At 46.5% G+C, this 25,940-nt stretch carries 28 protein-coding genes; 1 reads left to right on the forward strand and 27 read right to left on the reverse strand.

What is annotated here, in order from left to right; genetic code table 11:
• Positions 1–554: 554 nt before the first annotated feature.
• The 25 genes from spo0A to spoIIIAA form a co-directional block, all read right to left on the reverse strand.
• Complete coding sequence (gene spo0A, locus G3352_RS30425) at positions 555–1,370, reverse strand: sporulation transcription factor Spo0A (RefSeq protein ID WP_076291888.1); 816 nt, start codon at positions 1,368–1,370, stop codon at positions 555–557.
• Positions 1,371–1,562: 192 nt separating this feature from the next.
• On the reverse strand, positions 1,563–2,894 hold the full coding sequence (gene spoIVB, locus G3352_RS30430; protein WP_163761676.1) for a SpoIVB peptidase: 1,332 nt from the start codon (positions 2,892–2,894) through the stop codon (positions 1,563–1,565).
• Between the two features lie 120 nt (positions 2,895–3,014).
• On the reverse strand, positions 3,015–4,733 hold the full coding sequence (recN, locus tag G3352_RS30435) for a DNA repair protein RecN (RefSeq protein ID WP_076291886.1): 1,719 nt from the start codon (positions 4,731–4,733) through the stop codon (positions 3,015–3,017).
• Between the two features lie 58 nt (positions 4,734–4,791).
• Positions 4,792–5,241 (reverse strand): transcriptional regulator AhrC/ArgR, encoded by a 450-nt coding sequence (gene ahrC, locus G3352_RS30440; RefSeq protein ID WP_063565708.1) that lies wholly within the window; start codon positions 5,239–5,241, stop codon positions 4,792–4,794.
• A 122-nt stretch (positions 5,242–5,363) separates the two neighbouring features.
• Entirely contained in the window at positions 5,364–5,852 is a 489-nt protein-coding gene (locus tag G3352_RS30445) for a hypothetical protein (protein ID WP_240343296.1), read from the reverse strand.
• A gap of 81 nt (positions 5,853–5,933) precedes the next feature.
• Entirely contained in the window at positions 5,934–6,779 is an 846-nt protein-coding gene (locus tag G3352_RS30450) for a TlyA family RNA methyltransferase (protein WP_091001512.1), read from the reverse strand.
• A 50-nt stretch (positions 6,780–6,829) separates the two neighbouring features.
• Positions 6,830–8,737 carry a 1-deoxy-D-xylulose-5-phosphate synthase gene (gene dxs, locus G3352_RS30455; RefSeq protein ID WP_163761677.1) on the reverse strand — a complete coding sequence of 636 codons (1,908 nt, stop codon included), beginning with the start codon at positions 8,735–8,737 and terminating at the stop codon, positions 6,830–6,832.
• A gap of 282 nt (positions 8,738–9,019) precedes the next feature.
• Positions 9,020–9,925 carry a polyprenyl synthetase family protein gene (locus G3352_RS30460; RefSeq protein WP_163761678.1) on the reverse strand — a complete coding sequence of 302 codons (906 nt, stop codon included), beginning with the start codon at positions 9,923–9,925 and terminating at the stop codon, positions 9,020–9,022.
• Positions 9,918–10,175, reverse strand: coding sequence for an exodeoxyribonuclease VII small subunit (xseB, locus tag G3352_RS30465; RefSeq protein ID WP_063565703.1), 258 nt, complete (start codon positions 10,173–10,175; stop codon positions 9,918–9,920). The genes G3352_RS30460 and xseB overlap by 8 nt, the downstream gene beginning before the upstream one ends.
• Positions 10,165–11,529, reverse strand: a complete 1,365-nt coding sequence (gene xseA, locus G3352_RS30470) for an exodeoxyribonuclease VII large subunit (RefSeq protein WP_163761679.1) — start codon at positions 11,527–11,529, stop codon at positions 10,165–10,167. Before xseA ends, xseB begins: the two co-directional genes overlap by 11 nt.
• A gap of 9 nt (positions 11,530–11,538) precedes the next feature.
• Positions 11,539–12,396 carry a bifunctional methylenetetrahydrofolate dehydrogenase/methenyltetrahydrofolate cyclohydrolase FolD gene (gene folD, locus G3352_RS30475; protein ID WP_163761680.1) on the reverse strand — a complete coding sequence of 286 codons (858 nt, stop codon included), beginning with the start codon at positions 12,394–12,396 and terminating at the stop codon, positions 11,539–11,541.
• 229 nt (positions 12,397–12,625) lie between these two features.
• Positions 12,626–13,078 carry a transcription antitermination factor NusB gene (nusB, locus tag G3352_RS30480; protein ID WP_063565701.1) on the reverse strand — a complete coding sequence of 151 codons (453 nt, stop codon included), beginning with the start codon at positions 13,076–13,078 and terminating at the stop codon, positions 12,626–12,628.
• Positions 13,079–13,273: 195 nt separating this feature from the next.
• Positions 13,274–13,507, reverse strand: a complete 234-nt coding sequence (locus G3352_RS30485; protein WP_053784412.1) for a DUF2273 domain-containing protein — start codon at positions 13,505–13,507, stop codon at positions 13,274–13,276.
• 14 nt (positions 13,508–13,521) lie between these two features.
• Positions 13,522–14,061 carry an alkaline shock response membrane anchor protein AmaP gene (amaP, locus tag G3352_RS30490; RefSeq protein ID WP_076291879.1) on the reverse strand — a complete coding sequence of 180 codons (540 nt, stop codon included), beginning with the start codon at positions 14,059–14,061 and terminating at the stop codon, positions 13,522–13,524.
• A gap of 148 nt (positions 14,062–14,209) precedes the next feature.
• Entirely contained in the window at positions 14,210–14,620 is a 411-nt protein-coding gene (locus G3352_RS30495; protein ID WP_024630996.1) for an Asp23/Gls24 family envelope stress response protein, read from the reverse strand.
• A gap of 226 nt (positions 14,621–14,846) precedes the next feature.
• A complete protein-coding gene (gene accC, locus G3352_RS30500; protein ID WP_099858204.1) occupies positions 14,847–16,190 on the reverse strand; it encodes an acetyl-CoA carboxylase biotin carboxylase subunit in 1,344 nt (447 codons plus the stop codon).
• Positions 16,191–16,245: 55 nt separating this feature from the next.
• Positions 16,246–16,710: an acetyl-CoA carboxylase biotin carboxyl carrier protein gene (gene accB, locus G3352_RS30505; protein WP_063565765.1), complete on the reverse strand. Its 465-nt coding sequence runs from the start codon at positions 16,708–16,710 to the stop codon at positions 16,246–16,248.
• A gap of 139 nt (positions 16,711–16,849) precedes the next feature.
• The gene (locus G3352_RS30510; protein ID WP_163761681.1) at positions 16,850–17,689 is read right to left on the reverse strand and encodes a SpoIIIAH-like family protein; all 840 of its coding nucleotides are present in this window, start codon (positions 17,687–17,689) and stop codon (positions 16,850–16,852) included.
• A gap of 65 nt (positions 17,690–17,754) precedes the next feature.
• Positions 17,755–18,393, reverse strand: a complete 639-nt coding sequence (gene spoIIIAG / locus G3352_RS30515) for a stage III sporulation protein AG (RefSeq protein WP_076291876.1) — start codon at positions 18,391–18,393, stop codon at positions 17,755–17,757.
• 15 nt (positions 18,394–18,408) lie between these two features.
• Positions 18,409–19,287 carry a stage III sporulation protein AF gene (gene spoIIIAF, locus G3352_RS30520; protein ID WP_163761682.1) on the reverse strand — a complete coding sequence of 293 codons (879 nt, stop codon included), beginning with the start codon at positions 19,285–19,287 and terminating at the stop codon, positions 18,409–18,411.
• 30 nt (positions 19,288–19,317) lie between these two features.
• Positions 19,318–20,508, reverse strand: a complete 1,191-nt coding sequence (gene spoIIIAE / locus G3352_RS30525) for a stage III sporulation protein AE (RefSeq protein ID WP_076291874.1) — start codon at positions 20,506–20,508, stop codon at positions 19,318–19,320.
• A 21-nt stretch (positions 20,509–20,529) separates the two neighbouring features.
• Positions 20,530–20,919 (reverse strand): stage III sporulation protein AD, encoded by a 390-nt coding sequence (gene spoIIIAD, locus G3352_RS30530; RefSeq protein WP_017687586.1) that lies wholly within the window; start codon positions 20,917–20,919, stop codon positions 20,530–20,532.
• Between the two features lie 32 nt (positions 20,920–20,951).
• Positions 20,952–21,155, reverse strand: coding sequence for a stage III sporulation protein AC (gene spoIIIAC, locus G3352_RS30535; protein WP_017687585.1), 204 nt, complete (start codon positions 21,153–21,155; stop codon positions 20,952–20,954).
• Between the two features lie 29 nt (positions 21,156–21,184).
• Positions 21,185–21,703 carry a stage III sporulation protein SpoIIIAB gene (gene spoIIIAB, locus G3352_RS30540; protein ID WP_090900804.1) on the reverse strand — a complete coding sequence of 173 codons (519 nt, stop codon included), beginning with the start codon at positions 21,701–21,703 and terminating at the stop codon, positions 21,185–21,187.
• Entirely contained in the window at positions 21,696–22,700 is a 1,005-nt protein-coding gene (gene spoIIIAA, locus G3352_RS30545; protein WP_163761683.1) for a stage III sporulation protein AA, read from the reverse strand. The genes spoIIIAB and spoIIIAA overlap by 8 nt, the downstream gene beginning before the upstream one ends.
• A 275-nt stretch (positions 22,701–22,975) precedes the next feature.
• On the opposite strand from spoIIIAA, the gene G3352_RS30550 reads away from it, so the two are divergent.
• Positions 22,976–23,725: a 2-phosphosulfolactate phosphatase gene (locus G3352_RS30550; RefSeq protein WP_163761684.1), complete on the forward strand. Its 750-nt coding sequence runs from the start codon at positions 22,976–22,978 to the stop codon at positions 23,723–23,725.
• 78 nt (positions 23,726–23,803) lie between these two features.
• Here G3352_RS30550 and G3352_RS30555 read toward each other — a convergent pair whose 3' ends face one another.
• A complete protein-coding gene (locus G3352_RS30555; RefSeq protein ID WP_076291870.1) occupies positions 23,804–25,057 on the reverse strand; it encodes an aspartate kinase in 1,254 nt (417 codons plus the stop codon).
• Positions 25,058–25,248: 191 nt separating this feature from the next.
• Positions 25,249–25,806 carry an elongation factor P gene (efp, locus tag G3352_RS30560; RefSeq protein ID WP_024631007.1) on the reverse strand — a complete coding sequence of 186 codons (558 nt, stop codon included), beginning with the start codon at positions 25,804–25,806 and terminating at the stop codon, positions 25,249–25,251.
• Positions 25,807–25,940: the final 134 nt, after the last annotated feature.

The following is a 25,940-nucleotide window of genomic DNA, read 5'->3' on the forward strand; positions in this document are numbered from 1 at the left end:
ATGTCAAATTGGTTCACATTTATTCCACTGCTAAGAATGAAGCGCTGCAGATCTTCATAAAATCCAATATTATACTTATGAGCATCATTTGTAGAAAAGAAGAAATCTAAGCTGTCACTATGATAAGAACCGTTTTTAGTAAAAGTGACATTCGCTGACCAGCCATCAAAATCAATAGTTAGTATTTCTTCACTCTAACTTAACCATTGTTCATCTGAATATTTTTTTAAATTATCAATAAGAACTATTTCTTGACCAAAATAACTCATCAAATTATCTGCTTCATGATACTTAGAGAAGATTAGTTGTGAAATTTCAATTTTATTCAGTAGATTCTATCTCCTTTGCACTTCTTTTAAGCATAAAAATTTATTTCATTATAACAGGAGTAGAGGTTACAAACGCCTCCTACATGTATAAAAAACCGTTACAAAAAGGCTATTTAAGCCCGATTGTAACGGTTTTTTTTGGTTGCATTATTTATGTTAGATCATAAAGTTCAATCTGCTCATACATCAGTAATCAAGAATTGTTCTGTATCATTCCTGATCCTTTCAGGATACCTTATGCTCAATTCTCAGCTTGTCAGCAACCATCGCGATGAATTCCGAATTCGTCGGTTTCGACTTGCTGATATTGATTGTATAGCCAAACAGATGGCTGATGCTGTCGATGTTGCCACGTGTCCAAGCCACTTCAATGGCATGACGGATGGCACGTTCGACGCGAGACGGCGTTGTTTTGAACTTTTCGGCAATCGCTGGATACAGGGTTTTCGTGATAGCACCCAAAATTTCGATATTGTTATACACCATAGTGATGGCTTCGCGTAAATACTGATATCCTTTAATATGCGCAGGAACGCCGATTTCATGTATGATGGACGTAATGCTTGCATCCAAATTTTTGTGTTTACCCATCGGCACCACATTGGACTTGTTCATAAACATCGATGAACCGCCACCACCACCTGTGGAGATCGTGGTTTGCGTGCCAACCAGTTGACGTACACGATTCGCGAGCACTTCCATGTCAAACGGTTTCAGGATGTAATAAGAAGCTCCGAGTTGCACGGCACGCTGCGTGATATTCTCTTGTCCGAAAGCCGTAAGCATAATGACTTTGGGCTGTGGAGACAGATTCAGGTTGCGCAGACGCTCCAGTACACCCAGTCCATCCAGGTGAGGCATAATAATATCCAGAATGAGTACATCCGGTACATCGCGAGTCTGCTCCAGCAACTGCAGCACTTCTTCTCCATTGTAAGCAATTCCGGTTACTTCCATATCTTCCTGTTCGGATATATATTCGGCAAGCAAATTCGTAAATTCACGATTATCATCGGCCAGCAATACCTCAATTTTTTGCAAAACGGTATCCTCCTTTAATTTAAACATCGTTTCGTACATTTCCTTACAGGTTAAATTTTCGACACAGGGGAGGAAATTCCTTCTGTCGAAAATTATTTTTCTTTATTTTTTTTTCTCATTGCTATATAATAAATAATTTATTTCATTATCCGATATTATATGTTTACATTCGACAAAAAAACCTTAAGGAGGTTAACCCGCCTTAAGGTTTTTTGCATTATCCTTTTTCATCATGACTCCTGCATCTTGTAACATCCACTCAATGAAGCAGCCATAACCTGATTTAGGATCATTGACGAACACATGCGTCACGGCACCAATCAGTTTTCCGTTTTGAACAATGGGGCTACCACTCATCCCTTGTACAATGCCTCCGGTCTTATCCAGCAGCTTCGGATCTGTGATACGAAGCACCAGACCTTTGGTCGCCGGTTCGGATTGGTCTGCTACGTGAACTATATCAATTGAGAAACGTTCAACCTGCTGACCCTCAACAACTGTGAGAATTTCTGCAGGACCTTCTTTTACTTCATGGGAGAAAGCAACAGGAATCCCTTTTGAATACAAACTATGTTCAGGATTTCCGGACATTTTACCAAAGATACCAAAAGCCGTATTACGTTCAATATTGCCCAAAATTTTGCTTTCTTTCAGGAAATGAGCTCGTTTTTCACCCGGATCACCGGATTCACTCTTAGAGATTGACGTTACATTGGACTGAACAATCTGACCACTACCAACAACGATGGAGGTCTGCGTGTTCATATCCGTAATGACATGTCCCAGAGCGCCATATACGCCTTGATCCGGAGCGTAGAAGGTTAATGTTCCTACTCCTGCGGCGGAGTCACGAATGTACAATCCAAGCCTCCAGGCTTTGTCTTCCGCATCATAGGCCGGTGTCAAACGGGTTTTGACCGTTTCTTTGCCGCGTTTTAATACAACATCAATTCCTTTTTTGCTCTTACCTGCGAGCTCAACAGCTTCAGCTACACCCGATACACCATCAAGGCGTTTGCCGTCCATATGGGTAATCAGATCTCCAAGCTTGATGCCTGCTGATTCTCCAGGTGATACACGTTCATCTTGTCCAGAACGAACCAGATGGTGTCCTACAACCAGAATACCTGCAGATTTTACTTTGACGCCAATGGTTTGTCCCCCGGGTACTACACGCAAATCCGGAATCACGTTTACGTTAACCGTTTTTACCGGAATTTTGCCCCACAACTTCAACGTTAATTTGGCATGTCCCGTTTGTTGGGGATGAAGATGCAAAGGTTGTTGCTTCGTTACGTGAACCGCAGTTTCCTTTCCATCAAAACCGACGATGTCAGGACGATCCACAACAGCGCTTGAAGCAGCCGGTACAGCGAGATGAACGTCAGTCTGCCTGCCTGCAAATACCTGGAGTTCATCAGGCAATGAAGCATAACTTTGCACAGGCTGAATGGCCTGGCTAATCACACATAGAAAGAAGGCAAATAAAAGACCTAGCAATTTCTTCCTGAGGGGGGAATTCAATGGCTGTCACACTCCCTTTGCTTCTTTCGCTTGACGAAAGGTGGTCGCCAATTGCGTACCTATAAGATAACCTCGCCCCCAGGCTTTTATTACTGTCAATCATTACGCCAGCCGCTCGTTTCACCCTTTTTTGGCTTCCGCCAAATTCAACATTTCCTGTGCATGATGCAGCGTTTTTTCTGTAATTTCCACACCGCCCAGCATACGTGCCAATTCCTTCACTCTGCCTTCGTCTGACAGCGATTCCACTTGTGTCATCGTGCGCCCATCGTACACATGCTTTTCGATGAGATACTGATGATCTGCCATACAAGCGACCTGTGGCAAGTGAGTAATAGAGAAAACTTGGCAAGTAGAAGACAGACGGTATAATTTTTCCGCAATCGATTGTGCTGCTCTTCCGCTCACACCTGTATCCACCTCGTCAAAGATCAACACCGGAATCCGGTCATGACGTGCGAAAATACTCTTCATCGCCAGCATCATTCGGGACAACTCACCACCGGAAGCAATCTTGCCGAGCGGACGTAAAGGCTCACCTGGATTCGGAGAAATCAGGAATTCCGCATTATCTGCACCCTGACGCGTAAGACGAATACGACGCCCATTCCATTCAATCCCTTTTGCATCTTCAAAAGGAGTAATCTGAACTCGTAACGTCGTTCTCTCCATTTGCAAATCCTTAAGTTCACTTTCCACCTGCGCTGCAAGTTCCTCGGCACATTGTTTACGAACACGGCTAAGTTCCTCGGCAGATTCCATGACTAATTTGAGCAATTTGTCACGTTCATTACGCAGCTTCTCCAGACGTTCATCCTTGTTCTCCAGCTGATCGGTTTCATGGCTAATCTGTTCATAATAATTCAAAATAAGTTCCACACTGTCGCCGTATTTCCGTCTGAGGCCAGAAATCAGATTCAGTCGCTGTTCCACTTCTTCCAATCTACCCGGGTTAAATTCAATTTTCTCCCGATAATCACGCAACTGAAAAGTCGCGTCTTCCAACTGATAAAATGCAGACTGCAGCTGTTCAACTATAGGCTGTAGCCCTTTGCTGTCATATCCCGATATATCTTCAATTCGTGACAATGCAATACTTACAGCTTCTAACCCACGTTGACCGCTAAGCAGATCATATGCGCCAGCAACACTGTCCATCATTTTCTCACTATGGGATAGTTTGACCCGTTCTTCTCCGAGTAATTCATCCTCGCCCTGTGTTAGAGAAGCAGCTGCAATCTCTTCAAGCTGAAAGCGATACATATCCAGCAATTGATACGCACGTTGACTTGACTCCTGAAGTGCACGCAGTTCTTTTTCCGCAGTAATAAATTTACTGTAGCGTTCCTGATATTCCGTTTTGACTGGACCGATGATTGCTGCCCCGTATGTATCCAGAAGCCCAAGATGGCTTTCTGCGCGCAACAAACTTTGATGTTCATGCTGGCCGTGAATATTAATTAATTTTTCTCCGACTTCACGGAGCATCGTCAAATTGACCAATTGGCCATTAATACGAGATGTACTTTTACCTTGAGTATTCAGTTCACGGCGAATCACCAGATGCTCCTCCGGTTCACAATGGATGCCAAGCTTCTCCAGCGTTTCCCATACCGGATGGCTTGGCTCCATTTCAAACAGAGCCTCCATCTCGGCCTTCTCACATCCATAACGGATCAGATCGGCAGAGCTTCGTCCACCAGCAATCAGACCCAAGGCATCAATAATGATCGATTTACCCGCTCCCGTTTCACCAGACAAGACATGGAAACCCGGGTGGAAAACAACATCAACTTCTTCTACAACAGCCAGATTACGAATCGATAATGTAACTAACATCTGCAAAAACACCTCCGGATGACTCACTCAGAAATTATGTTTTTGAACCATTTCTATTCTAAGAAATATAACCCATAATCCGCTCGATTACGGTCACGCTGTTACTTTCCGTCCGGCAGATGATCAGTATGGTATCATCTCCACAGATGGTGCCCATTACTTCCGTCCACTCAATATTATCGAGCAAAGCAGCAATGGAGTTAGCTGTGCCAGGCAAACACTTCATCACGACCAGATTGTTGGTATGATCGATGTGTAAAAAGTTGTCCACGAGGGCACGTTTCAGTTTCTGAATCGGATTATATCGTTGGTCTGTAGGCAGTGAATATTTATATCGTCCATCATCCATGGGGATCTTGATTAAAAGAAGCTCCTTAATATCCCGTGATACAGTGGCTTGAGTCACCTGAAATCCGGATTTACGCAAAGCTTCAACCAGATCATCCTGGGTTTCAATTTCGTTTTGACTAATGATTTCACGTATCTTAATGTGTCGTTGTCCTTTCATACATGCCTCCAGTTAAAAGTTCAATGTATTGCATAAAACGGCTAATTCTAATTTCCTTAACGTTTGTCTTCCTGCAATTCGTCATTCGTTATATAAACAACTCTAAGGTTTCATAAATACCCTTAGTCCAGATCATCTCCATCGTACACGTCCTCCTGATAATCCATGAGCCTGATTACCTTGATATCCGATTCCTCCATGTCCACATACAGCAACCCTTCACAGCCGGGATATAACAATAAATAATACAGGAAGCGATCTCGCAGGGAGGGTCCAGTAAGTTCAAGAGGTTGCCTGCGACGGGACGTCTTTACCAGATATCTCTCATCATCTCGCTCTGCTACATAATCAATGAAAAGCCTGCTGTAATAAACGGATTCATCCGCTTCAAAGGCTAAAGGAATTTTCATTTTACCTCCGATGACTTCATATCCTTCCGCTTCAAGCAGATCCACTGCCGGTGAATCCTGAATTTCTAAATTCAGTTGCATACCCGACAAGCTTACTGGAATCGGACGATTAACCCAATTCCGAAAGCCAAAGAACAGCCATAAAATCAAGCAGACAGCAAGTACACCAATAACAATTGTGTCATATTGCCCATCCATCATCGCTCACCTCGAAGACATATTCGAGATTCGACAACCGATTTCCTTTTAGAATGTCACCTTTCCAGCGAAAAGAAACTCATCCTATGATGAGTTTCCTGTAAAAGTATGGGCAGCTTCCATTGCAACTTGATCTGCAAGTGCATCAAGTGAAGCCTGAACGTTCTCTTGTTGTGTTGCCTCTGGTTCTTCCAGACGCCAGTGAGCGAGAAATTCAATATTTCCTTCTCCGCCTGTAATCGGCGAGAATGTTAAACCTTTTAGCTTTAATCCAAGCTCATTGGCGAAACGAAGCATCGTCTGCAAAACGTCCTTGTGAACCTTAGTATCACGAACGACGCCAGACTTGCCGACTTTCTCACGGCCTGCTTCGAACTGAGGTTTAATTAACGCTACAATGTCTGCCGGTTGCTTTAGAAGTGCCAGCAACGGCGGCAAGATAATCCTCAGCGAAATAAAGGATACATCGATACTGGCAAAATTCGGGACAGGTCCATGTAGATCTTCGGGAGTCACATAACGGAAATTGGTTCTTTCCATTACAGTTACCCGTTCATCATTACGGAGTGACCAATCCAGCTGGTTATAACCTACATCGATGGCATATACATGAGATGCACCATGTTGTAAGGCACAATCGGTAAATCCACCAGTGGATGAACCGATATCGAGCATCACAAGTCCATTCATATCGAGATCGAAGTGACGGATCGCTTTTTCAAGCTTTAATCCGCCTCTACCGACATAGGGATGTACTGAACCTTTTACTTTAAGTTCGGCTTCCCTTGGAATCTTCATGCCCGCTTTTTCAATCCGCTCATTGTTGGCATATACCAGTCCAGCCATGATAGCAGCTTTTGCCTTCTCACGACTTTCGTAATATCCTTGCTCAACCAGCAGAACATCAATTCGTTCTTTCGGGAGTGACATGTCTTTCTCCTATCATGTAGTAATCCTAATTAATCAATAATGTGTTCCAGTTATGAAGGGAACCGAGTTCTGGACATACCATATGAAGATTGGGCTGCCATACTGCGCAGCTCCGAACTCACATTCTCAACCGTGAGTCCCACTTCAGCTCTTTGATCCTCAATACTGCCATGTTCAATGAATCGATCCGGAATGCCCAACAGTTGCACATGAACATCATGCAGCCCTTGTTCTGCATAAAACTCCAGAACTGCACTGCCCATACTGCCTGCTTGGGATGCTTCTTCAAGCACAATTAACTTCGTGCCTCGAACTGCCAGATCACGCAGCATCTGCTCATCAAGCGGCTTAAGGAAGCGTGCGTTAATTACGCCAACCGTAATGCCTTCTCTTTTAACCGTCTCTGCAGCTTCTTCAGCAAGCTGTACCATTGATCCCGAAGCGATGATAGCATAACCTTCAGATGGACGAAGCTGTTCCCATGTACCGATTGGAATCGGAATGAGTTCATCATCAAGAGGCACGCCTACAACATTGTTTCGTGGATAACGATAAGCAATTGGACCTTCATTATATTCAAGCGCCGTCTTCATCATATGGCGCAATTCATTCTCATCCTTAGGCATCATCAGAACGATATTCGGAATATGACGCATAAACGCCACATCGTACACACCTTGATGCGTTTCACCATCTGGACCGACAAATCCGGCACGGTCAATGGCGAACATAACATTGGCGTTATGACGACAAATATCATGTACAATCTGATCATACGCACGTTGCATAAACGTCGAATAGACGGCAAATACCGGCTTCAACCCTTCCATTGCCAGTGCTGCACACATGGTTGCTGCATGCTGTTCGGCAATACCCACGTCAATCATGCGATCAGGGAATTCCTTACTGAAAGGAATGAGACCTGAACCTGTTGGCATGGCTGGTGTTACCGCTACAATTCGTTTATCCTGCTTGGCAAGATCAATCAACGTTTTACCAAACACTTCCGTATACATCGGTTTGCCTACAGCTTTAAGAACTTGACCTGATTCAATTTTGTACGGAGAAATTCCGTGCCATTTGTGTGAATCGGCCTCAGCTGGCTGATAGCCTTTACCCTTGGTTGTCAGCACATGAACCATTACAGGTCCATCCACGTTATCAGCCTGTTTGAACGTTTCAATCAATTTCGGAATGTCGTGTCCATCAATGGGTCCCAAATAAGTAAAGCCCAACTCTTCGAACAGAACTCCTGGAACCATCATGTATTTGACACTATCTTTAATCCAGCTCGCCGATTTGGCCAAACGATCCCCGATGGCAGGAATTTTCTTGAGCATTCCTTCCACGTCATCCTTGGCTTTCAAATAATGGCGATCGGAACGAATTTTGCTCAAATATTTATGCATAGCCCCGACATTCGGAGCAATGGACATTTCATTATCATTGAGGATAACCATCAGCTTTTTCTGCTCATGACCGATGTGATTGAGAGCTTCAAAGGCCATACCACCTGTAAGCGCTCCATCCCCGATCATCGCGATAACCTGATTGTCTTCACCCTTGAGATCACGGGCAAGCGCCATACCCATCGCAGCAGATAATGATGTACTGCTGTGACCCGCTTCCCATACATCATGTTCACTCTCGTTACGTTTAACAAATCCGCACAAGCCATTATGCTGACGCAGTGTATCGAAGCGATCCATCCGCCCCGTTAGAACCTTGTGTACGTAAGCCTGGTGCCCTACATCAAAGATCATTTTGTCCACTGGGCTGTTATAGCAGTAATGCAGGGCTACCGTGAGCTCAACCACTCCTAAGTTGGGTGCGAGATGGCCCCCTGTAACGGACAGCTTCTCAATCAGAAACTGCCGGATCTCTGCCGACAAAAGAACGAGATCATCCTGAGACATCGACTTTAGATCACTGGGTTGTTTAATTTGTGGAAGCAGCACGAGAATCTCCCCGCTTTCCTAGATTGTTTGATTTGGTGTAATCCATATATACACAGTTTATTAAATGACATTAAAACATTATAACATAAAAGAACAAGAATCATAATTTACGGCACTATACTCCAGATAACGAGCATTTTCGCCAGCAAGGTTCGTATGATCTTCCTCAATATGTATTTCTATCTCCACTTGGGACAGACTCTCTTCATGAAGCCCAGAAAAAGCACATTAAATTGATTACACGATTTTGGGTGATTTGAAACAGTGATGCTCAACCAAAAACTAATGATCTCGACTCATCAGATAATCTGCAATCTCCATCAGTCTGGAAGGGTCTGGTAACTTCGCTCTGCCGAGTGCATCTTTCGCAGATTGCGTCAGGGACTTCACCTCTTGAAGAGAGGCATCCATACCAATAAAATAAGGGTATGTGACCTTTTGCTGATTCACATCGCTTTGCGTCTTCTTGCCCATTTTCTGCTCGTCACCCGTCAAATCCAGAATATCGTCCTGAATCTGGAAAGCTAGCCCCAGGTCTCTACCAAATACGCGCAGTGCCTCCAACTGTCCTTCTGTCGCACCACCAATACGAGCGCCGGCAATGAGGGAAAACACAATTAAATCTCCAGTCTTGTGCAGATGAATGTATTGCAATTGGGCAAGATCTGTCATGCCCTGCTCGCCTTCCATATCAGCCACTTGTCCTCCAACCATACCTCTTGCTCCAGCCAGTTCGGACAACTCCTCCACAATGGACAACAATGCATCTGCAGACACTCCGCTGCGACGACCAGACTGAACAATACTATAAAAAGCATGCGTTAACAGTGCATCGCCAGCCAATATTGCTGTCGCTTCACCAAATACTTTGTGGTTCGTTAATTTTCCCCTGCGATAGTCGTCATTATCCATGGCAGGCAGGTCATCGTGGATCAACGAATACGTATGAACCATCTCCACGGCGCAGGCTACCGGCAATGCAGCTGTACGCTGTGCACCGAAGGCTTCCGCCGCAGCAACGACCAGAAGTGGACGAAGGCGTTTGCCCCCGGCCATAAGTGAATACTGCATCGCGTCGACCAGTGACTGAGGTACATCCCAGTGAACAGGAAGAGTCAGCTTCAACTCTCCCGTCACTTCAGCTGTAACTTCCTGAAGATACGTTTCAAACGAAGGACGATTACTCATTGACTTCACCGCTTTCGTCGACGGCAGCGCCGAACGGTTTCTTGCGAAGTTCCCCATCCTCTTCTACGATCATCTCGATCTTACGTTCCACTTGTTCCAGCTTCAAACCACAAAGTTGGGAAAGCTTCATTCCGCGCTGAAACAAATCGATGGCCTGTTCCAGTGGAACATCACCATGCTCAAGCTGACCTACGATGTCTTCCAATGCCGCCATTGCCTCTTCAAAATTCAATTCCGGTTCATTCGCCATGGGTATTGTCGTCCTCCTTCATTCCCCAAACCTGACAGTCCAGCTGTCCGTCTGTTAATTTTATCTTTATCGAATCTCCAGGCTGTACATCCTTCATCGATTTGATCAATCGTTGTTCCTGTTCGTCATAGACGAGGCTGTATCCACGCGACATTACTTTAAGCGGGCTAAGCGCATCCAGATGACGTACAGATGATTTCCACTGCTGCTGCTTCGCTCTCGTAATAGATCGGATTGCAACCTCCAGTTGACGCCGGGCTGATGCATTCTCACGTCTTGCTGCGTTCACCTGTTCACGAGGATTGAACCGTTGCAGCGCTGCACGCAAACGCTCCTGTTTCTCGGTTGTCCATTTCATACGTGTATCTACAGTTCGCAGAAGACGCTGCTGCATCATATCCAGTCGCTCCGTATGCTGCATTAAGGTACGTCTAGGATGCACAAGCACAGGTGAGCGTTGCAATCTGGCCAGTCGCTCCCGATTATGAACAGCACGCTGACGTAAACTGTGCTGCAGCTGACGCTGACGCTGAGCGATCTGATCAAGCAGCTCAGCTCGATTGGGTACTGCCAGTTCGGCAGCAGCCGTAGGCGTTGCCGCACGCAGATCAGCAGCAAAATCGGCAATCGTAAAATCCGTTTCATGCCCAACCGCTGAAATCACAGGAATGGCCGAACCCACAATCGCTCTTGCCACGATCTCCTCATTGAAAGCCCATAACTCCTCCAGTGATCCGCCGCCTCGTCCAACAATCAACACATCGGCTTCGCCCATTCGGTTCAGGTTGTTGATGGCCTTCACAATGGATGGAGCCGCACCTTTACCTTGAACGAGTACAGGATACAGAATCACTTGGGCAGAAGGATATCTGCGTTGCAATGTAATCATGATATCCCTTACCGCTGCACCTGTAGGTGAAGTGACCACACCAATCGTCTGTGGAAAACGGGGAATCTGTCTTTTCCGTGATGCAGAGAACAGTCCCTCGTCCTCCAGCTTTTTTTTCAGCTGCTCATAGGCCAAGTACAGACTTCCAATACCGTCCGGTTGCATGTGTGTAGCGTAGAATTGATATTGTCCATCCCGCTCATACACCGAGACATTACCACGAGCAATAACCCTCGCACCCTCCTTAGGTACAAAGGGCAATCGTTGATTATGTGAAGCAAACATAATGGACTTAATTCGGCTGTCCTTGTCCTTCAATGTAAAATACATATGACCGCTGGAGTGATGTGTAAAATTGGAGATCTCTCCGCGCAGCCATACATCCGACAGTACCTGATCTGATTCCAGCTTCATCCGGATGTATCGGTTCAGATCTTTGATGGAGTAGATCTTTTGATCTGCCACAGATGCGACCTATGCCAATCCGTGAGCGCGTTTGGCAGCGATCAGTGTATTTTTCATCAACATGGTAATGGTCATTGGACCAACGCCACCAGGAACGGGTGTAATTGGACCAGATACCGTCTTCACGCTTTCGAAATCCACATCCCCTGCCAGTTTGCCGTTATCCAGACGGTTCATCCCAACATCAATTACAACGGCACCCGGTTTGACGAAATCGGCATCCACAAAGTTTGCACGTCCGATAGCAACCACAAGAATGTCTGCCTGACGCGTGATCTCTTTCATATTCGCTGTACGGGAATGACACATCGTTACCGTTGCGTTCTCACGTTGTAGAAGCAAGGATACAGGTTTACCGACAATATTGCTGCGTCCGATAACTACGGCATGTTTGCCTGACATTTCGAGACCCGTACGCTTGATTAGCTCAATTACGCCCGCAGGGGTACATGGCAACAAACTATCGTCTCCAATGACGAGGTTCCCTACATTAACTGGATGGAATCCATCCACGTCTTTGTCCACGGCGATCGCATCGATAACCGCTTTCTCTTCGATATGCTTCGGTAATGGGAGCTGAACCAAAATGCCGTTAATGGATTCCTGTTTGTTCAGCTTGTCCACCAGCGCGAGCAGATCCTCTTGGGAGGTGTTTGCATCTAGACGATGAACTTCGGAATAGAAACCGAGATCGTGACATGCTTTTTCTTTATTACGTACATATACTTGGGATGCCGGATCTTCCCCGACGAGCACAACAGCCAGCCCAGGTACTACCCCCTGTTCGCTAAGCTGTTTTACTTCTGTCGTCATGCTTGCGCGGATCTCTTGGGATACTTCTTTACCGTTAATAATAGATGCTGTCACTGTACTCTCTCTCCCTTATGTGAACATATTTTTAGAGGTTGTTCAAAAAGTCCGCTTTTGATTACGAAGGATGCCTATCGGCATCATCAGCATCGAATATGAAATTCAGCCGAAATGTCCGTTGCTCACGTAGTTTTCCCTACGCTCCGCTACTCCATTTCTAGCTTCATCCCATCTTCTCGGTACTGAAAATCGGTCTTTTTGAACACGCACTGTAGTTAATTGTAACTTAAGACAGTTTTGCTTTGATGGTGCTGACTTCCTGAATCATGCGCCCAAGTACGCCGTTAACGAACTTACCCGATTCATCTGTACCAAAATACTTGGACAATTCAATCGCTTCATTGACGGACACTTTTGCCGGAATATCATCACGGAACACCATTTCATACGTTGAAAGCCGTAAAATCTGGCGGTCTACACGCGACAGACGACTAATTTGCCAGCCTTTCAAATAATCGACCAGTAATCCGTCAATCGCTTCTTTATTGTTCCAAGCGCCCTGTACCATTTCGGTCACGTAGGTACGCATTACATCTGCATCATGAATAACCACTTCGGTTTCATTGTCTTCAGCGGCTTCATTAATCAGCATATTCACGGCTTCAGCTGCGCCCACTTCATTCATTTCCATCTGATACAGACTTTGTACTGCAATTTCCCTTGCCAAACGTCTTTTCATGTCCTGCCTCCTGCAGCGCTCCCTGTGGAGCGTCATCATGCTTATTTTAAAATATAAAATCTTTGATGGAATCAGAGATCTTATTATATTGTTATCCCTTTTCACAAAAAAACCTGCAATCGTTTCCTCCAAAAAACGGGCAACCTAAACTACAGCTCTATTTTCGGAAGAAACATATTGCAGGGTTCAGGTGGCTCACTTAAAGGGACGCCAGCGATCGCCAAGCCATTGCCCCCATTCCCTCCAGGGAATGAACGAGCCCAGCTTCGAGTCGCTTCGTCTGCCTAACGTATAACCGATGAACACCAAGAGTGCAAAGAACAACATATCCCAAAAACCGATCCATACATAAAGAAATCCAAAAAAGATGCCGCCGACAATTCCGGTAATTCGGCCTCTGTGACTATCCCAAATCTCTCTCCACAGCATCAGTGAAACTCACCTCATTCCACTCGACTCTTGTAGTTAGGCGACTGGGTAACGTTAGCAATATACACGGTGACAAAAGAAACCGGGATACCCGTAATCTCCTGTACATGATCATGTATTGCCTTCTGCAGATCGGCTGTCAGCGTCGGGATTGGCGTCTCGCCGTCCACTACTGCACGGATCATAATCTCCAGTCCGGACTCAACCACACGAATACGAGCTTTGACATCACGAACTCCCCGGAAACGGGAAGTTGCTTTGAGACAGAGATTTTCGATCGTTTCCATCGAAATCTGCACATCACCATACTCAGTACGCTGATCTACAGATGGCAATGAAGCACGATCACGCCGAACCGAGATGTAGAAAAATCGCAAACTCAGGATAAACAAAATCGCTGCTGCAACTACCGCCGCAATAATGACATTTTGTTCCTGCTGGTAATTCAATTCGTAAGGCAGCACACCACTGATAAGAAGTATGACTGCTGCCGATATTGCTCCAACGCTTATGCTGTATATAAACAACAGAAGCCGATCCAGTATTTTAGCCACGAACTGCACAGCCTCCCTTGCTCACTAACATGGCTTAACCTGCCCTTTGACAAAAAGATGATCCTCCGGTGCAAGCTTCCGCTTTTTATGAAGACCTGTCCAAGACGGGATAACCCCCGGCAGTGATGCCGGGGGAATCTGTCTTCTTTTATTTTACGCGCTGACTGTTCAGGTCGATTTCTTCCACTTTCTCGGTGCTCTTGAACTGAACATCATGAATGTGCACATTAACTTCATTCACATTCAATCCTGTCATGTTCTCGATGGAGCGTTTCACGTTCTGTTGAATTTCGGTAGCCACCTGTGGCAGACGGTAACCATATTCAATAATTACGGAAACATCCACTGCAGCTTCACGCTGACCTACTTCAACCTTAACGCCTTTGGAAAGGTTTTTGCGACCAAGCAATTCAGCAAATCCACCAGCGAATCCGCCGCTCATGCCTGCAACACCTTTGACTTCAACTGTAGCCAGTCCAGCGATCACTTCAATAACTTCAGGTGCGATCTGGATTTCACCGATATCCGTTCGTTCAAATTCTGTCGGCAGTGTACTCATAACTGTTCAACACACCTTTCGCGAAATAAGTTTGCGGCCATCCGTCAGGGCGCTGGTACTCAGGCCAATCTAGCCTTCAGAACCCTTCCGGTCCGGCTTTACCGGAACTCCTGCAACCTTCATCCGCATATGTGCGGCGGCTTATCCTCTGCAGGAGACATGCGCTCTTATTATTACATACTATATCATTTGGGCTACATTATGACAAACAAGCCCAATATACCTTTTAAATCTCATTTTCCTCAAGAAATTTGATATCAAAGTCACCCCGAACAAACGTTGGATGATCCAGCAATTTCTGATGAAAAGGAATCGTTGTGGAGATGCCTTCAATCGCGAACTCAGCCAAAGCACGCTTCATCTTCGCGATGGCCTCTTCCCGGTTTGCTCCCCATACGATCAATTTAGCGATCATGGAGTCGTAATAAGGAGAGATCGTGTACCCCGGATAAGCTGCACTATCTACACGTACACCCGGTCCTCCTGGTGCAAGGTAGAAACCAATTTTGCCTGGTGACGGCATAAAGTTACGGTCCGGATCTTCTGCGTTAATACGGCACTCAATGGACCAGCCATTGATCACAACATCTTCCTGACGGAAAGAAAGTGGATTGCCTTCAGCTACCGAGATCATTTCGCGGATCAGATCCACTCCTGTGACCATCTCTGTTACAGGGTGTTCAACCTGAATACGTGTATTCATTTCCATGAAATAGAATTCACCGTTAGGGCTGAGCAAGAACTCAAGTGTACCTGCTCCCGAGTAATCCACGGCAAGCGCCGCCCGTACTGCGGCTTCTCCCATCAATGTACGCACATCTTCGGAGATGATTGGACAAGGTGCTTCTTCCACCAGCTTTTGACGTCGACGCTGAACGGAACAATCACGCTCGCCCAGATGCACTGCATTTCCATGTTTGTCTGCAATGATCTGAATCTCCACGTGCTTCATGCCTGTCAGGAATTTCTCCAGATATACTCCGGCATTACCGAAAGCTTTCTGTGCTTCCTGCTGGGCAGCTGTTATTTGCTTAATCAGCGTTTCTTCATCTTCAGCAATACGAATCCCTTTACCTCCACCACCAGCGGTAGCTTTGATAATGACAGGATATCCAATATCTCTAGCAATCATAATGGCTTCATTCATATTTTCAACCAAACCGTCGGATCCCGGAATGACAGGTACACCTGCATCCTTCATCGTTTGTTTGGCAACAGCCTTATCACCCATTTTAGTAATGGCTTCCGGAGATGGGCCGATGAACGTAATATTGCAGGAACCACAGATTTCTGCAAAATCAGCGTTCTCAGCCAGGAATCCGTAGCCTGGGTGGATCGCATCACATTCCGTCAGTGTAGCTACACTCATCAGGTTTGTGAAGTTTAGATAACTGTCTTTCGAAAGTGTAGGCCCGATACAATACGCTTCATCTGCAAGACGAACATGCAGGGAGTCTTTATCCGCTTCCGAATAGACTGCTACCGTCGAAATGCCGATTTCACGACAGGCACGAATAATACGTACCGCAATTTCGCCACGGTTCGCAATCAGTATTTTTTGAAATTTCATTTCGTTATTGTCCTCCTTCGAAGCTCATGCAGTTGACGTTATGCGGCTGTAACCGTTATTCCGGTTTTACCAGGAACAGGGGTTGTCCATACTCAACCAGCTGTCCGTTCTCAACCAGCACTTCAACGATTTCTCCCTTGATGTCAGCATCAAGCTCGTTCATCAGCTTCATCGCCTCAATGATACATACCGTTGTTTTCTCAACAACTTTATCACCAGCGCTTACAAAAGGACCTGCTTCCGGCGAGGAAGCTCTGTAAAAAGTACCCACCATCGGAGATACAATTTTATGTAAATGACTTGTAGTATCGACTTGCGGAGCAGCCTCAGCTACAACTGCAGCCGGTTGCACCTGTGGTGCAGCAATCATTTGCGGTTGAATAGCAGCTGCCTGAACATACTCGGTTTTACCCGGTTTGCGAATCGACAACCGTGATCCTTCATTTTCAATTTCCAACTCTTGAACGGAACTTTCATCTACCAGTTTGATCAGCTCTTTGATCTCACTCAATTTAAACATTTCCATTATTCACTCCTTCGGCATCATGCCAGTCTCACTAGGACGGTCATATGGCTTTATGTATTATATCATAATCATTAAAAATGGAAAGAGCCCGAGATCTAATCCAGCTCTCGGGGCTACTTTTCCATATTTTAGATTACTGTTCTGTCACGTATTGCACGCTGATTTTATTTTGGGATACAGCCAGTTCTTTCATAACCAGATCCACAATGGAAACCGCTTGTTTTACATCCAGTTTGTCACTGAGAACAACGACTTTATACTTATCGGCATCCTCTTGAACGATGGCATTGGCAAACTGCTGCGACAGGGTTTCTTCAATACCATTGATTTTGGCTTCTTTTTCTTCCAGCGTACGAAGCTGCTCTGTTGCTTTGGCATTTTCTTCTGGTGTTTTGCTCAGATCACCCGCAACGGTCATAAGTTCTTCATACTTGCGATTGTTGCTCTCCTCACGCTGCCACTGGTAGTTCTGGAACTGGCTGCTCGCAGACGCCGCCGTATTCTGTTCTTCCATCTCCTTGAGAACGTCCTCATCGGTTTTCGTTGCACTGCTGTCTGTTCCGGCACTTGCATCAGGAGTGGTTGCTGCGCCTTTGTCTGTCCCTTTCTCGCTGTCTTTACCTGCTTCACCTTGTTTCTCTCCGGATTCCGCAGCAGGTGACTTCTCGGTGTCTCCAGCTTCTTTACCATCTACAACCGCAGGATTATCCACAGATTCAGTTGCCGTTTGATCTCCTTCAGTGCCTGTAACTTCGCCGCTATTCACTACTTCATTCACAACCAGACCTTCTGTCGGATCAAGGATTCCAGCCGTTTCCTTCGCTTCTCCCTGTTTCATACTATCCACCTGCGTGCTCTCAGCTACAGGCGTATTAACCGGACCGGAATCTTCAGTGAACAGGTAATAGGCGGACAAAATGACCATCAGACTCAGCATGGATACGAGCCATACCGTTTGACGTTTATTATTCATTAGAACTTCCTCCTCGAATTGGCTTCATTCTTATGACATCAAATCTTGTGTTTCATGGTTTCGGACTAATCCTGCTTACGCGGAACAACCGAAATCCGGTAGGCCGCAACATTCAGTCCTTTTTCCACAGCATCTGTAATCAGGTCCTTCACAACCTTGTTCTCTGCACCTCTAGCAACGACAAGCACGCCCCGGATCTGCGGTTTGAGCTTTTTCGTGACAATCGGTGTCTGATCCCCTGATATTTCATACGTAATAATCTCACCATCCCGGGTATATTGCGTCATATGTCGCTTGCCCCCGCTTGCATCCGTTTCTTCCGTGAGCTGCTGCGAATCTTTCACATTACGCTGTACAACAAGCTCCTCTGTAGAATCCACGGTAACCATCACATCAACAGTTCCCACACCTACGATATTTTCCAGCACACCCTTGATCTTGTCCTCAAATGCGACCTCTATCGCCTGAAATGGATTCTGATCCGTCGGATCCGTCTGTATGGATGCCATGGATGTAGCCGGATCAGGAGGCTCACGACCGATATTTTCAGAATCAATCTTTTTGACATTGACGAAAGAGTTGAACAGCATAATTCCGACTCCGATCAAACCAAGGATAATCAGCCAGCGAAAGGTTTGACTGCGCCGTTGCCCACCTTCTCCTCCGCCGAACCAGCTTTCCATCTTTTTGAGCCATTGCCTCATCGGATACCCTCCTTCTTACAGCGTCGAAGCGCTTTTCTTTTCTTTCACCTGTACTTTGTTTGCATCAATATCCCACTTCTCTGTCAACAACGTAATAATTTGTACTGCTCGTTCAGATCGGGAGGATGTCTGTCCTTGCTGAGAGTTTGTCTCTGCCTGCTCACCCGACACAGGTGTGGAGTCTGCTACCTGTCCATTTTGGGGTTCGCCAGAGTTACCGTTACCCATGTTACTTTCACTTTTGCTACCGCTGTTCACCTCGATCTGTACATCAGACACCTCAATCTGACCAATCTCGATTGGCTCCTGAACTGGAGGAGATTCAATGGTTTGGGATTCCGGGTCAGAGTCGAATATCGGTTTTGTCGTTGCCGTTGCTTCCTGTTGGGCTGTATCGGAGTTGACTTTCCCAGCTGCTGTCTCACCTGACATCTCCACCAAAACATACTGGATCACCGGAAGTTCCACCGAGGAGGCCAAATCCGTCTCCGGTTTGCTTGTATCCATGGCGAGCTTTACCTCAACAGACTGCACTCGCTCCCCGGTTGTTTCTTCAATCTGCCCTTTCATTACGTTAGCCAGCTCTTTGGCTGTCCATTGCAGCGATTGTTCCTGTTCATTGGATTGCAGCCGCCTGCCCTGAGCCAAAATCTGTTCAAGTGTTGCATTTCCATCAGATGGCGAATCCATGGCGGTCATCGCTCGCTTAAGCTCGCCAACCGGATCACTTTTCAAAAGCTTCGTTATTGGCGATAACAGGGTTAGCAGGATAAGAAGGCTCAGCACAAGCTTGACATAGCGTTCCATGGATCTGTTGGGCAATAACATATCCACGAAAGTCGCCAGCAGAACGATCATGATCAATTCCCGGAGCCAGCTGCTCAGCCACCCCATCCTTCCAGCCCCTTTCTATCGAGCATCCCCTCATCTCATCATGACGGTCAGATTGCCTGCGGTTAGTAGGATCGTGATTGCCAGAAAAAACATCAGTCCGACAGCTGCCAGTGCCGCAAATACGTAAAGCATGCTTTTGCCTATCGCCTGCAGACATCCTACAATTGGCGTATCCCCCAGCGGTTGCATGATCGCGCCAGTAATGTTGTAGATCAGAGCTAGCGTCAGAATTTTAAGTGCAGGGAACGCACATAGAAACAAGATGATGATGACACCCGTTAGTCCGATTGCATTTTTCACCAGCAGTGACGCTGTGATAACCGTGTCCGTTGCATCCGCAAACGTTCTACCGACAATGGGGACAAAGTTGCCTGCGATGTACTTCGCCGCTTTCAGACTGACACCATCTGCCACGGAGCCCGATGCCCCCTGCACCGAAATTACGCCCAGGAACATCGTAAGCAGTATACCGAGTAGAGCCACACTAATGTTCCTTAAGAGATCTGCCAGCTGTGTAAGCTTGTACTTGTCGGACAAGGAACTGACGAGATGTAATACGGCTGAGAAAAAGAGTAGCGGGAACACCAGCAGGTGGATCAGTGTACCGACCAGATGAATCATGAAAATGATCAGTGGATGGGTCACAGAAACGGTAATGACATTCCCCATTGAAGCCAGCAGCGTAAACAACAGGGGCACCATGGCCATCATAAAGTTGATCATGCTGGCTATGGCATCCTTGGCGTATCCAATCGCCACACTGAAGCTATTGATGGCGATGATAATAATGACCATGTAACAGATGGAGTAAGCGATTTTGCTAATGTTATTTTTCTCAAAAGCAGTCTGCAATGTCTCCAGAATCATGCTCAGCACACTTAGCATCACAATCGTGACCAGGAGTTTGCCGTTATATAAAATCTCATGCAGCATGAAGGTTCCAATTGCTATAAACACCGACTTCAGGCTGAACCCTTCATTGCCGGGCATTAACATATCCATAAAGGAAGGTGTTTTTCCTTCCGGGAAAAAACCGCCGTATTGTTGCATGAGTTGGTCCCAATATTTTTCTACCTGATCCTTGGGAAGCTGGTCAGCCTGCTGCTGCATCCACTCTCCCGAGGGAGAACCTGCGAATACCTGTCCCATGATCGCAAACAGAAAACACAGCGTCAGCACGAAGGTAAGGCGCCACTGCGGCTTATGATGCATCATTTTCATATGAAGTCCGCACGCCTCCCTCTACACCGGCATCAGCTTCATGACGGTTTCGATAATAATGCTGATGATCGGTATCGCGAGTACAAGGATCAGCACCTTGCCAGCAAGTTCAATTTTGGAAGCAATGCTCTCCTGGCCTGCATCCCTGACAATCTGTGCTCCGAATTCAGCAATGTACGCTATGCCTATAATTTTCAGTACAGTTTTCAAATAAATGCTCTCCATGCCTGAATTTTCGGCAAGCCGTTTCAACACCTCGATTACCGCGCCAATCTTGCCAATCAGCAGCATGAAGATCACGATGCCGGTTGCAGCCGCAATCAGAAAAGCGAACATGGGCTTCTGTTCTTTGATAACTAGAATGAGCACCGTTGCGATGAGCGCCAGACCTACAACTTGGATAATTTCCACAGGTCACCACCATCCCGGCTTCATGACCGTTTTCATTGAAAAAGAAATATCGATTTGATCTCTTGCAGCAGGCTGTCCAGCATACGGACCACCATGAACAATACAACGACAAATCCGATCACGGTCACCCAGTGAGCCATATCTTCCTTTCCCATTTGTTTCAGCACCGTATGAATCATTGCAATGATGATTCCGATGCCCGCAATTTGAAAGATTGCGTTCACTTCTAAATTCATGACCTTGGCACCTCACTATCCCGGCTATTTCAGAAGATCAGAATGACGATTAACGCTCCGACAAGCATCCCGAGACTGCGGCACATTCGTTCATATTTCATTTGATCGGCTTGGGCACGGGATTCCTCATGCATAAGTTGCTGAATGGCTAACGAGATGTGCTTGGTCTGATCCTGACGATCGCTGGTGCCAAGGCTGAAGCTCAATTGCAGCATGACTTCCCGCTCGTCCGCCTTCATGGCTGATCTTCCCCACGCCTCTTCTATACCAGACTGAAGACTCTCACGAGCAGTGTGTCCATGAGGTGGTTCCATCTGTTTGGCTGCGTGGAGAAACAGCGTCCGAACAGGCTCTTTTGTCTGGGCTCCCATTTTCCCCATGGCATCAGGTAACGGGGTCAGCCCGTAGTTAATCTCTGTCATCAACCGCTGGAGAGCGGCGATTAACTCTCGCAGTTGTCTTGGCCTCAAGGCATACTGCCTTGCCTTGTAGAATCCGGCGAGGGTACTAGCCAGCAGAATGATGACGGCACCGAGCATGTTAACCAAAGGCCTCACCTCCCACTTCCGCCTGCTGGAGACCACGCATTTTGCCATCGGCCAATCGAAAGGTCATGCCCCTGCTCGTCCGTTGCAGCTGTACATAGCGTTGGAACATCTGCTCGACGATCAGGGTTCTCAGTGCAGGTCTGGAAGAAAGCTCGGCCAGATCACGACCATGCGCAGTAGCGATGACAGATACGCCTGCATGGAGTGCTTCCATGACCGCCTCCGCATCTTCCGGTCGGCCTATCTCGTCCACGATCAGGACATCGGGAGACATGGAGCGAAGCATCATCATCATGCCCTCAGCCTTTGGACATCCGTCCATGACATCGGTGCGAGGTCCTACGTCAAATCCGGGTACGCCCTTATAACTTCCAGCAATTTCGGACCGCTCATCAACGATGCCAACCTTTAGACGTGGACGTATGCCCTGAACAAGTTCATTGACACCCGCAAGTTTGGTACCACTGCTAATCTGTCTTGCCAGATCCCGCAGTAATGTGGTCTTGCCTTGCTGCGGAGGTGAAAGAATTAAGGTGTGCATGACCTGTCCACTTTTCATGTCCAGCAGATGCGGCAGAATCCGATCAGCGACTCCATGAATCTCTCGGGCCACCCTGACATTAAATCCATTGATGTCGCGCAGGTATTCGACGCGGCCTCCACTTAACACCGTCCGGCCAGCCAGTCCAATTCTGTGTCCGCCAGGAATGGTGATGAACCCTTTACGCAGCTCCTCTTCCAATGTATAAAGCGAATGATTGCTGATCAGATCCAGCAGCCTGTGTGTTACCTCTTTTAAGGGAATATAGGCTTCATCAGGCTTCGAAGTCGGACTGCCCTGGGGTGTGAGGAAGTGATAGGTGTCTCCTGCATTGATTTCCAGTGGTCTTCCTTCACGGATACGTACTTCCTCCACTTTATCTAATAAAGCGGGCGGCATTCTTCCCAAAATGGTTCGAATCGGTTCCGGAAAGAGATCCTTCCAGTTCACCATCATGAATTGGCCCCTCCAACCTTAAATTCGGTTTTATTGCGTTCCTGGTGCTTGTTCATATCTCAAGTTTATGTGTGTACATTGAATTTATGACGCTGAAATCTATCATTTTCTTCAAAATAGGGAGGAGCGTTAAAAATCATAGATCAGCCTACTGTTCCAGTTCTAGGCACCCGTCTAGATCCAAGTGCATATAGTGCTTGCAGACAGGTGATAAACATTCCGGGATAAAAAAGACAGAACCAACTATCCCCAAATATAGAAAGGAGTTGTGGGGAGTGCGAGTCGATGTAGTAGGCAATGTGAATGAAGTTCGAAAAATGGATATTGCAGGACGATGTGTGGTCGTTATCGATGTGTTGCGAACAACCAGTACAATTGTTACGGCACTGGCATACGATGCAGCGGACATCATTGCTGTAGAAACAGTTCCTCAAGCGAAACAATTGAACGTGAAAGATGCCATTCGTGGCGGGGAGCGTTTTGATAAAAAAATTACAGGATTCGAGGTGGGCAATTCCCCCTATGAATATATGACTCCGAATATTGCGGGTAAAACCATTATTCTGACTACAACAGATGGTACACGTGCCCTGATCAAGGCCTCCAAGGCTAGACATGTGTTTGCAGGCTCATTTCTCAATGTGAAAGCGGTGGCGGCTGTTCTGTGCGAGCTGCGCAGGGATATCTTATTGTTATGCGCCGGGGATCAGGATGAGTTCGCGCTGGAAGATGGTTTATGTGCAGGCAGCATTATCGAGGAGTTGTACCGACAATCTCCTTTTCCCATTATGCTGAACGATTTGGGGCTGGCTCTTCATCAGGCTGCTACTCATGCCGAGGACAAATTACCCGATCTGATTAGAGTATCCGCTGGTGGCCGAAGGTTGGAGAGGCTAGGGAGGGTGCATGACGTAACGTATTGTACCCAATTGAACTTGCTGGACTGCGTTCCAGAGATGGGTGAAGGGAACCGAATGCAACCATTCAGAGGAACGCGTAAGGAACCGCTGTTTAAGTTACTGTGAACAATCTAAAAAGGTGTACTGCGATCCCGAATGGGAATACACAGTACACCTTTGGTGTGTCTTTGCAATTTTCGCTTTTTATCTGCGAACTTGCGGTCCGCCAATTACGGCTTGCTCAGCTGTATCCAAATCATACGCTGTATGCAGCGCCTTGATTACGTCATGAAGCTTCTCTCCATCAATTACACAAGATACCTTGATTTCGGAAGTGCTAACCATCTTAATGCTAACGCCTTCGCCCGAGATGACTTTGAACATCTTCGCAGCAACGCCAGGATGGCTAACCATGCCTGCACCAACGATCGAGACTTTAACCAGGTTTTCTTCAGAAGTAACTTCACGGTAAGGCAGGCGGCTATGAAGAGCTTCAATGACACGCAGTGCGTTCTCCCGGTCAGATAGCGCAACAGAGAACGAGAAGTCTGCTTTACCGTCCATCACACCGCTCTGAACGATAATGTCGACATCCAGCTGTTCTGATGCAAGGGCACCAAATACTTCAGCAAGAACTCCCGGTACGTCTGGTACACCCAGAATACTGATGCGAGCCACATTTTTGTCATAGGCAATTCCACTAACTACCACACCTTGTTCCATTGTTGCTTCCTCCTTCACAACCGTTCCTTCATTATGGTTAAAGCTGGATCTTACAATCAAAGGCACACCGGAATGCTTCGCGTATTCAACTGCACGCGGATGCAATACCGCTGCTCCCAGGTTGGCCAGTTCCAGCATCTCGTCGTACGAAATTTCCTTAAGCTTGCGTGCAACCTTCACGATACGCGGATCGGTGGAATAGATACCGTCTACATCCGTGTAAATCTCGCAAGCGTCAGCCTTGATGGCTGCTGCCAAAGCTACTGCTGTTGTATCCGATCCGCCGCGGCCTAACGTCGTAATCTCGCCGTCTTCCGTCATTCCCTGGAAGCCTGCAACGATTACAATGTTGCCTTCTGCCAACGCCTGATTCACCCGTTCCGGATGAATATCGTTAATCCGTGCTTTGCCGTGTACCGGCTCTGTTCGGAATCCCGCTTGCCAGCCTGTAAATGAAATGGCTTTGCGTCCCAGCGCCTGAATCGCCATAGATAACAATGAAATCGAGATCTGTTCTCCCGTAGTCAAAAGCATATCCATCTCACGTGCAGGCAGTTCACTGTTCAGCTGTTTCGCCTGATCAATCAAATCATCCGTGGTATCCCCCATGGCCGAAACCACGACTACACACTGATGTCCTTCATCCGCTTTTTCTACAACACGTCCGGCTACACGCTTCATGCGCTCTGTATCTCCGACCGAGCTGCCCCCAAATTTCATGACGTACAATGACAACGCAAATCCACTCCCTACCTTGTGCAGTATGCATAATTGATGTCCATCGTCATTATTCTCTCCGAAAAATGACTTTAACCCAGTATATTACGAAAGCGTCTGATAGGCTAATCTTTTTTCGAAAAAACCCTTTGCCAGAGAAACGGCAAAGGGTTGAATTAACGCTTTATTTAGCTTACACCATGTGAACGTTACGCGCGGGAAGAGTATTTACCTTCACGAGTATCGATCAGCAGGACATCGCCTTCGTTGATGAACAATGGCACTTGTACATTCAAGCCTGTTTCAACTTTAGCATTTTTTGTAGCGCCTTGTGCTGTGTTACCTTTTACGCTTGGCTCTGTCTCGATAACTTTCAACTCTACGCTTGTAGGCAAGTCAATTCCGAGGATTTCACCTTGGTAGCTAACGATTTTTACGTTCATGTTTTCTTTGAGGAAGTTCAATTCCCATTCCAATTGGTCGCTTGTCAGTGTGAACTGATCATATGTTTCGTTGTCCATGAACGTGTGCTCTGTACCACTTGCATACAAGTAGGATACGCCACGGTTTTCAATGATGGCACGGCCAATGGTTTCACCTGCACGGAATGTTTTCTCAACGGTGTTACCATTGCGCAAGTTTTTCAGTTTGGAACGTACGAAGGCAGCGCCTTTACCTGGTTTAACATGTTGGAAGTCAAGTACGGTATAGATGTCGTTGTCAACTTGTACGGTCAAGCCTGTTTTAAAATCGTTTACTGAAATCACAAAAAATCCCTCCTGATATGGTTGAAAAGTAGGTGATATAAGACGATGAGTTAATTTAAGTTTGAACAAGTCAAACCGTCATATTACACAGACCATTACGATGGCAGAACAACCTTCCGATCGCTGTTATCCCC

Source organism: Paenibacillus sp. ALJ109b, assembly GCF_010747435.1.
Classification (GTDB): Bacteria; Bacillota; Bacilli; order Paenibacillales; family Paenibacillaceae; genus Paenibacillus; species Paenibacillus taichungensis.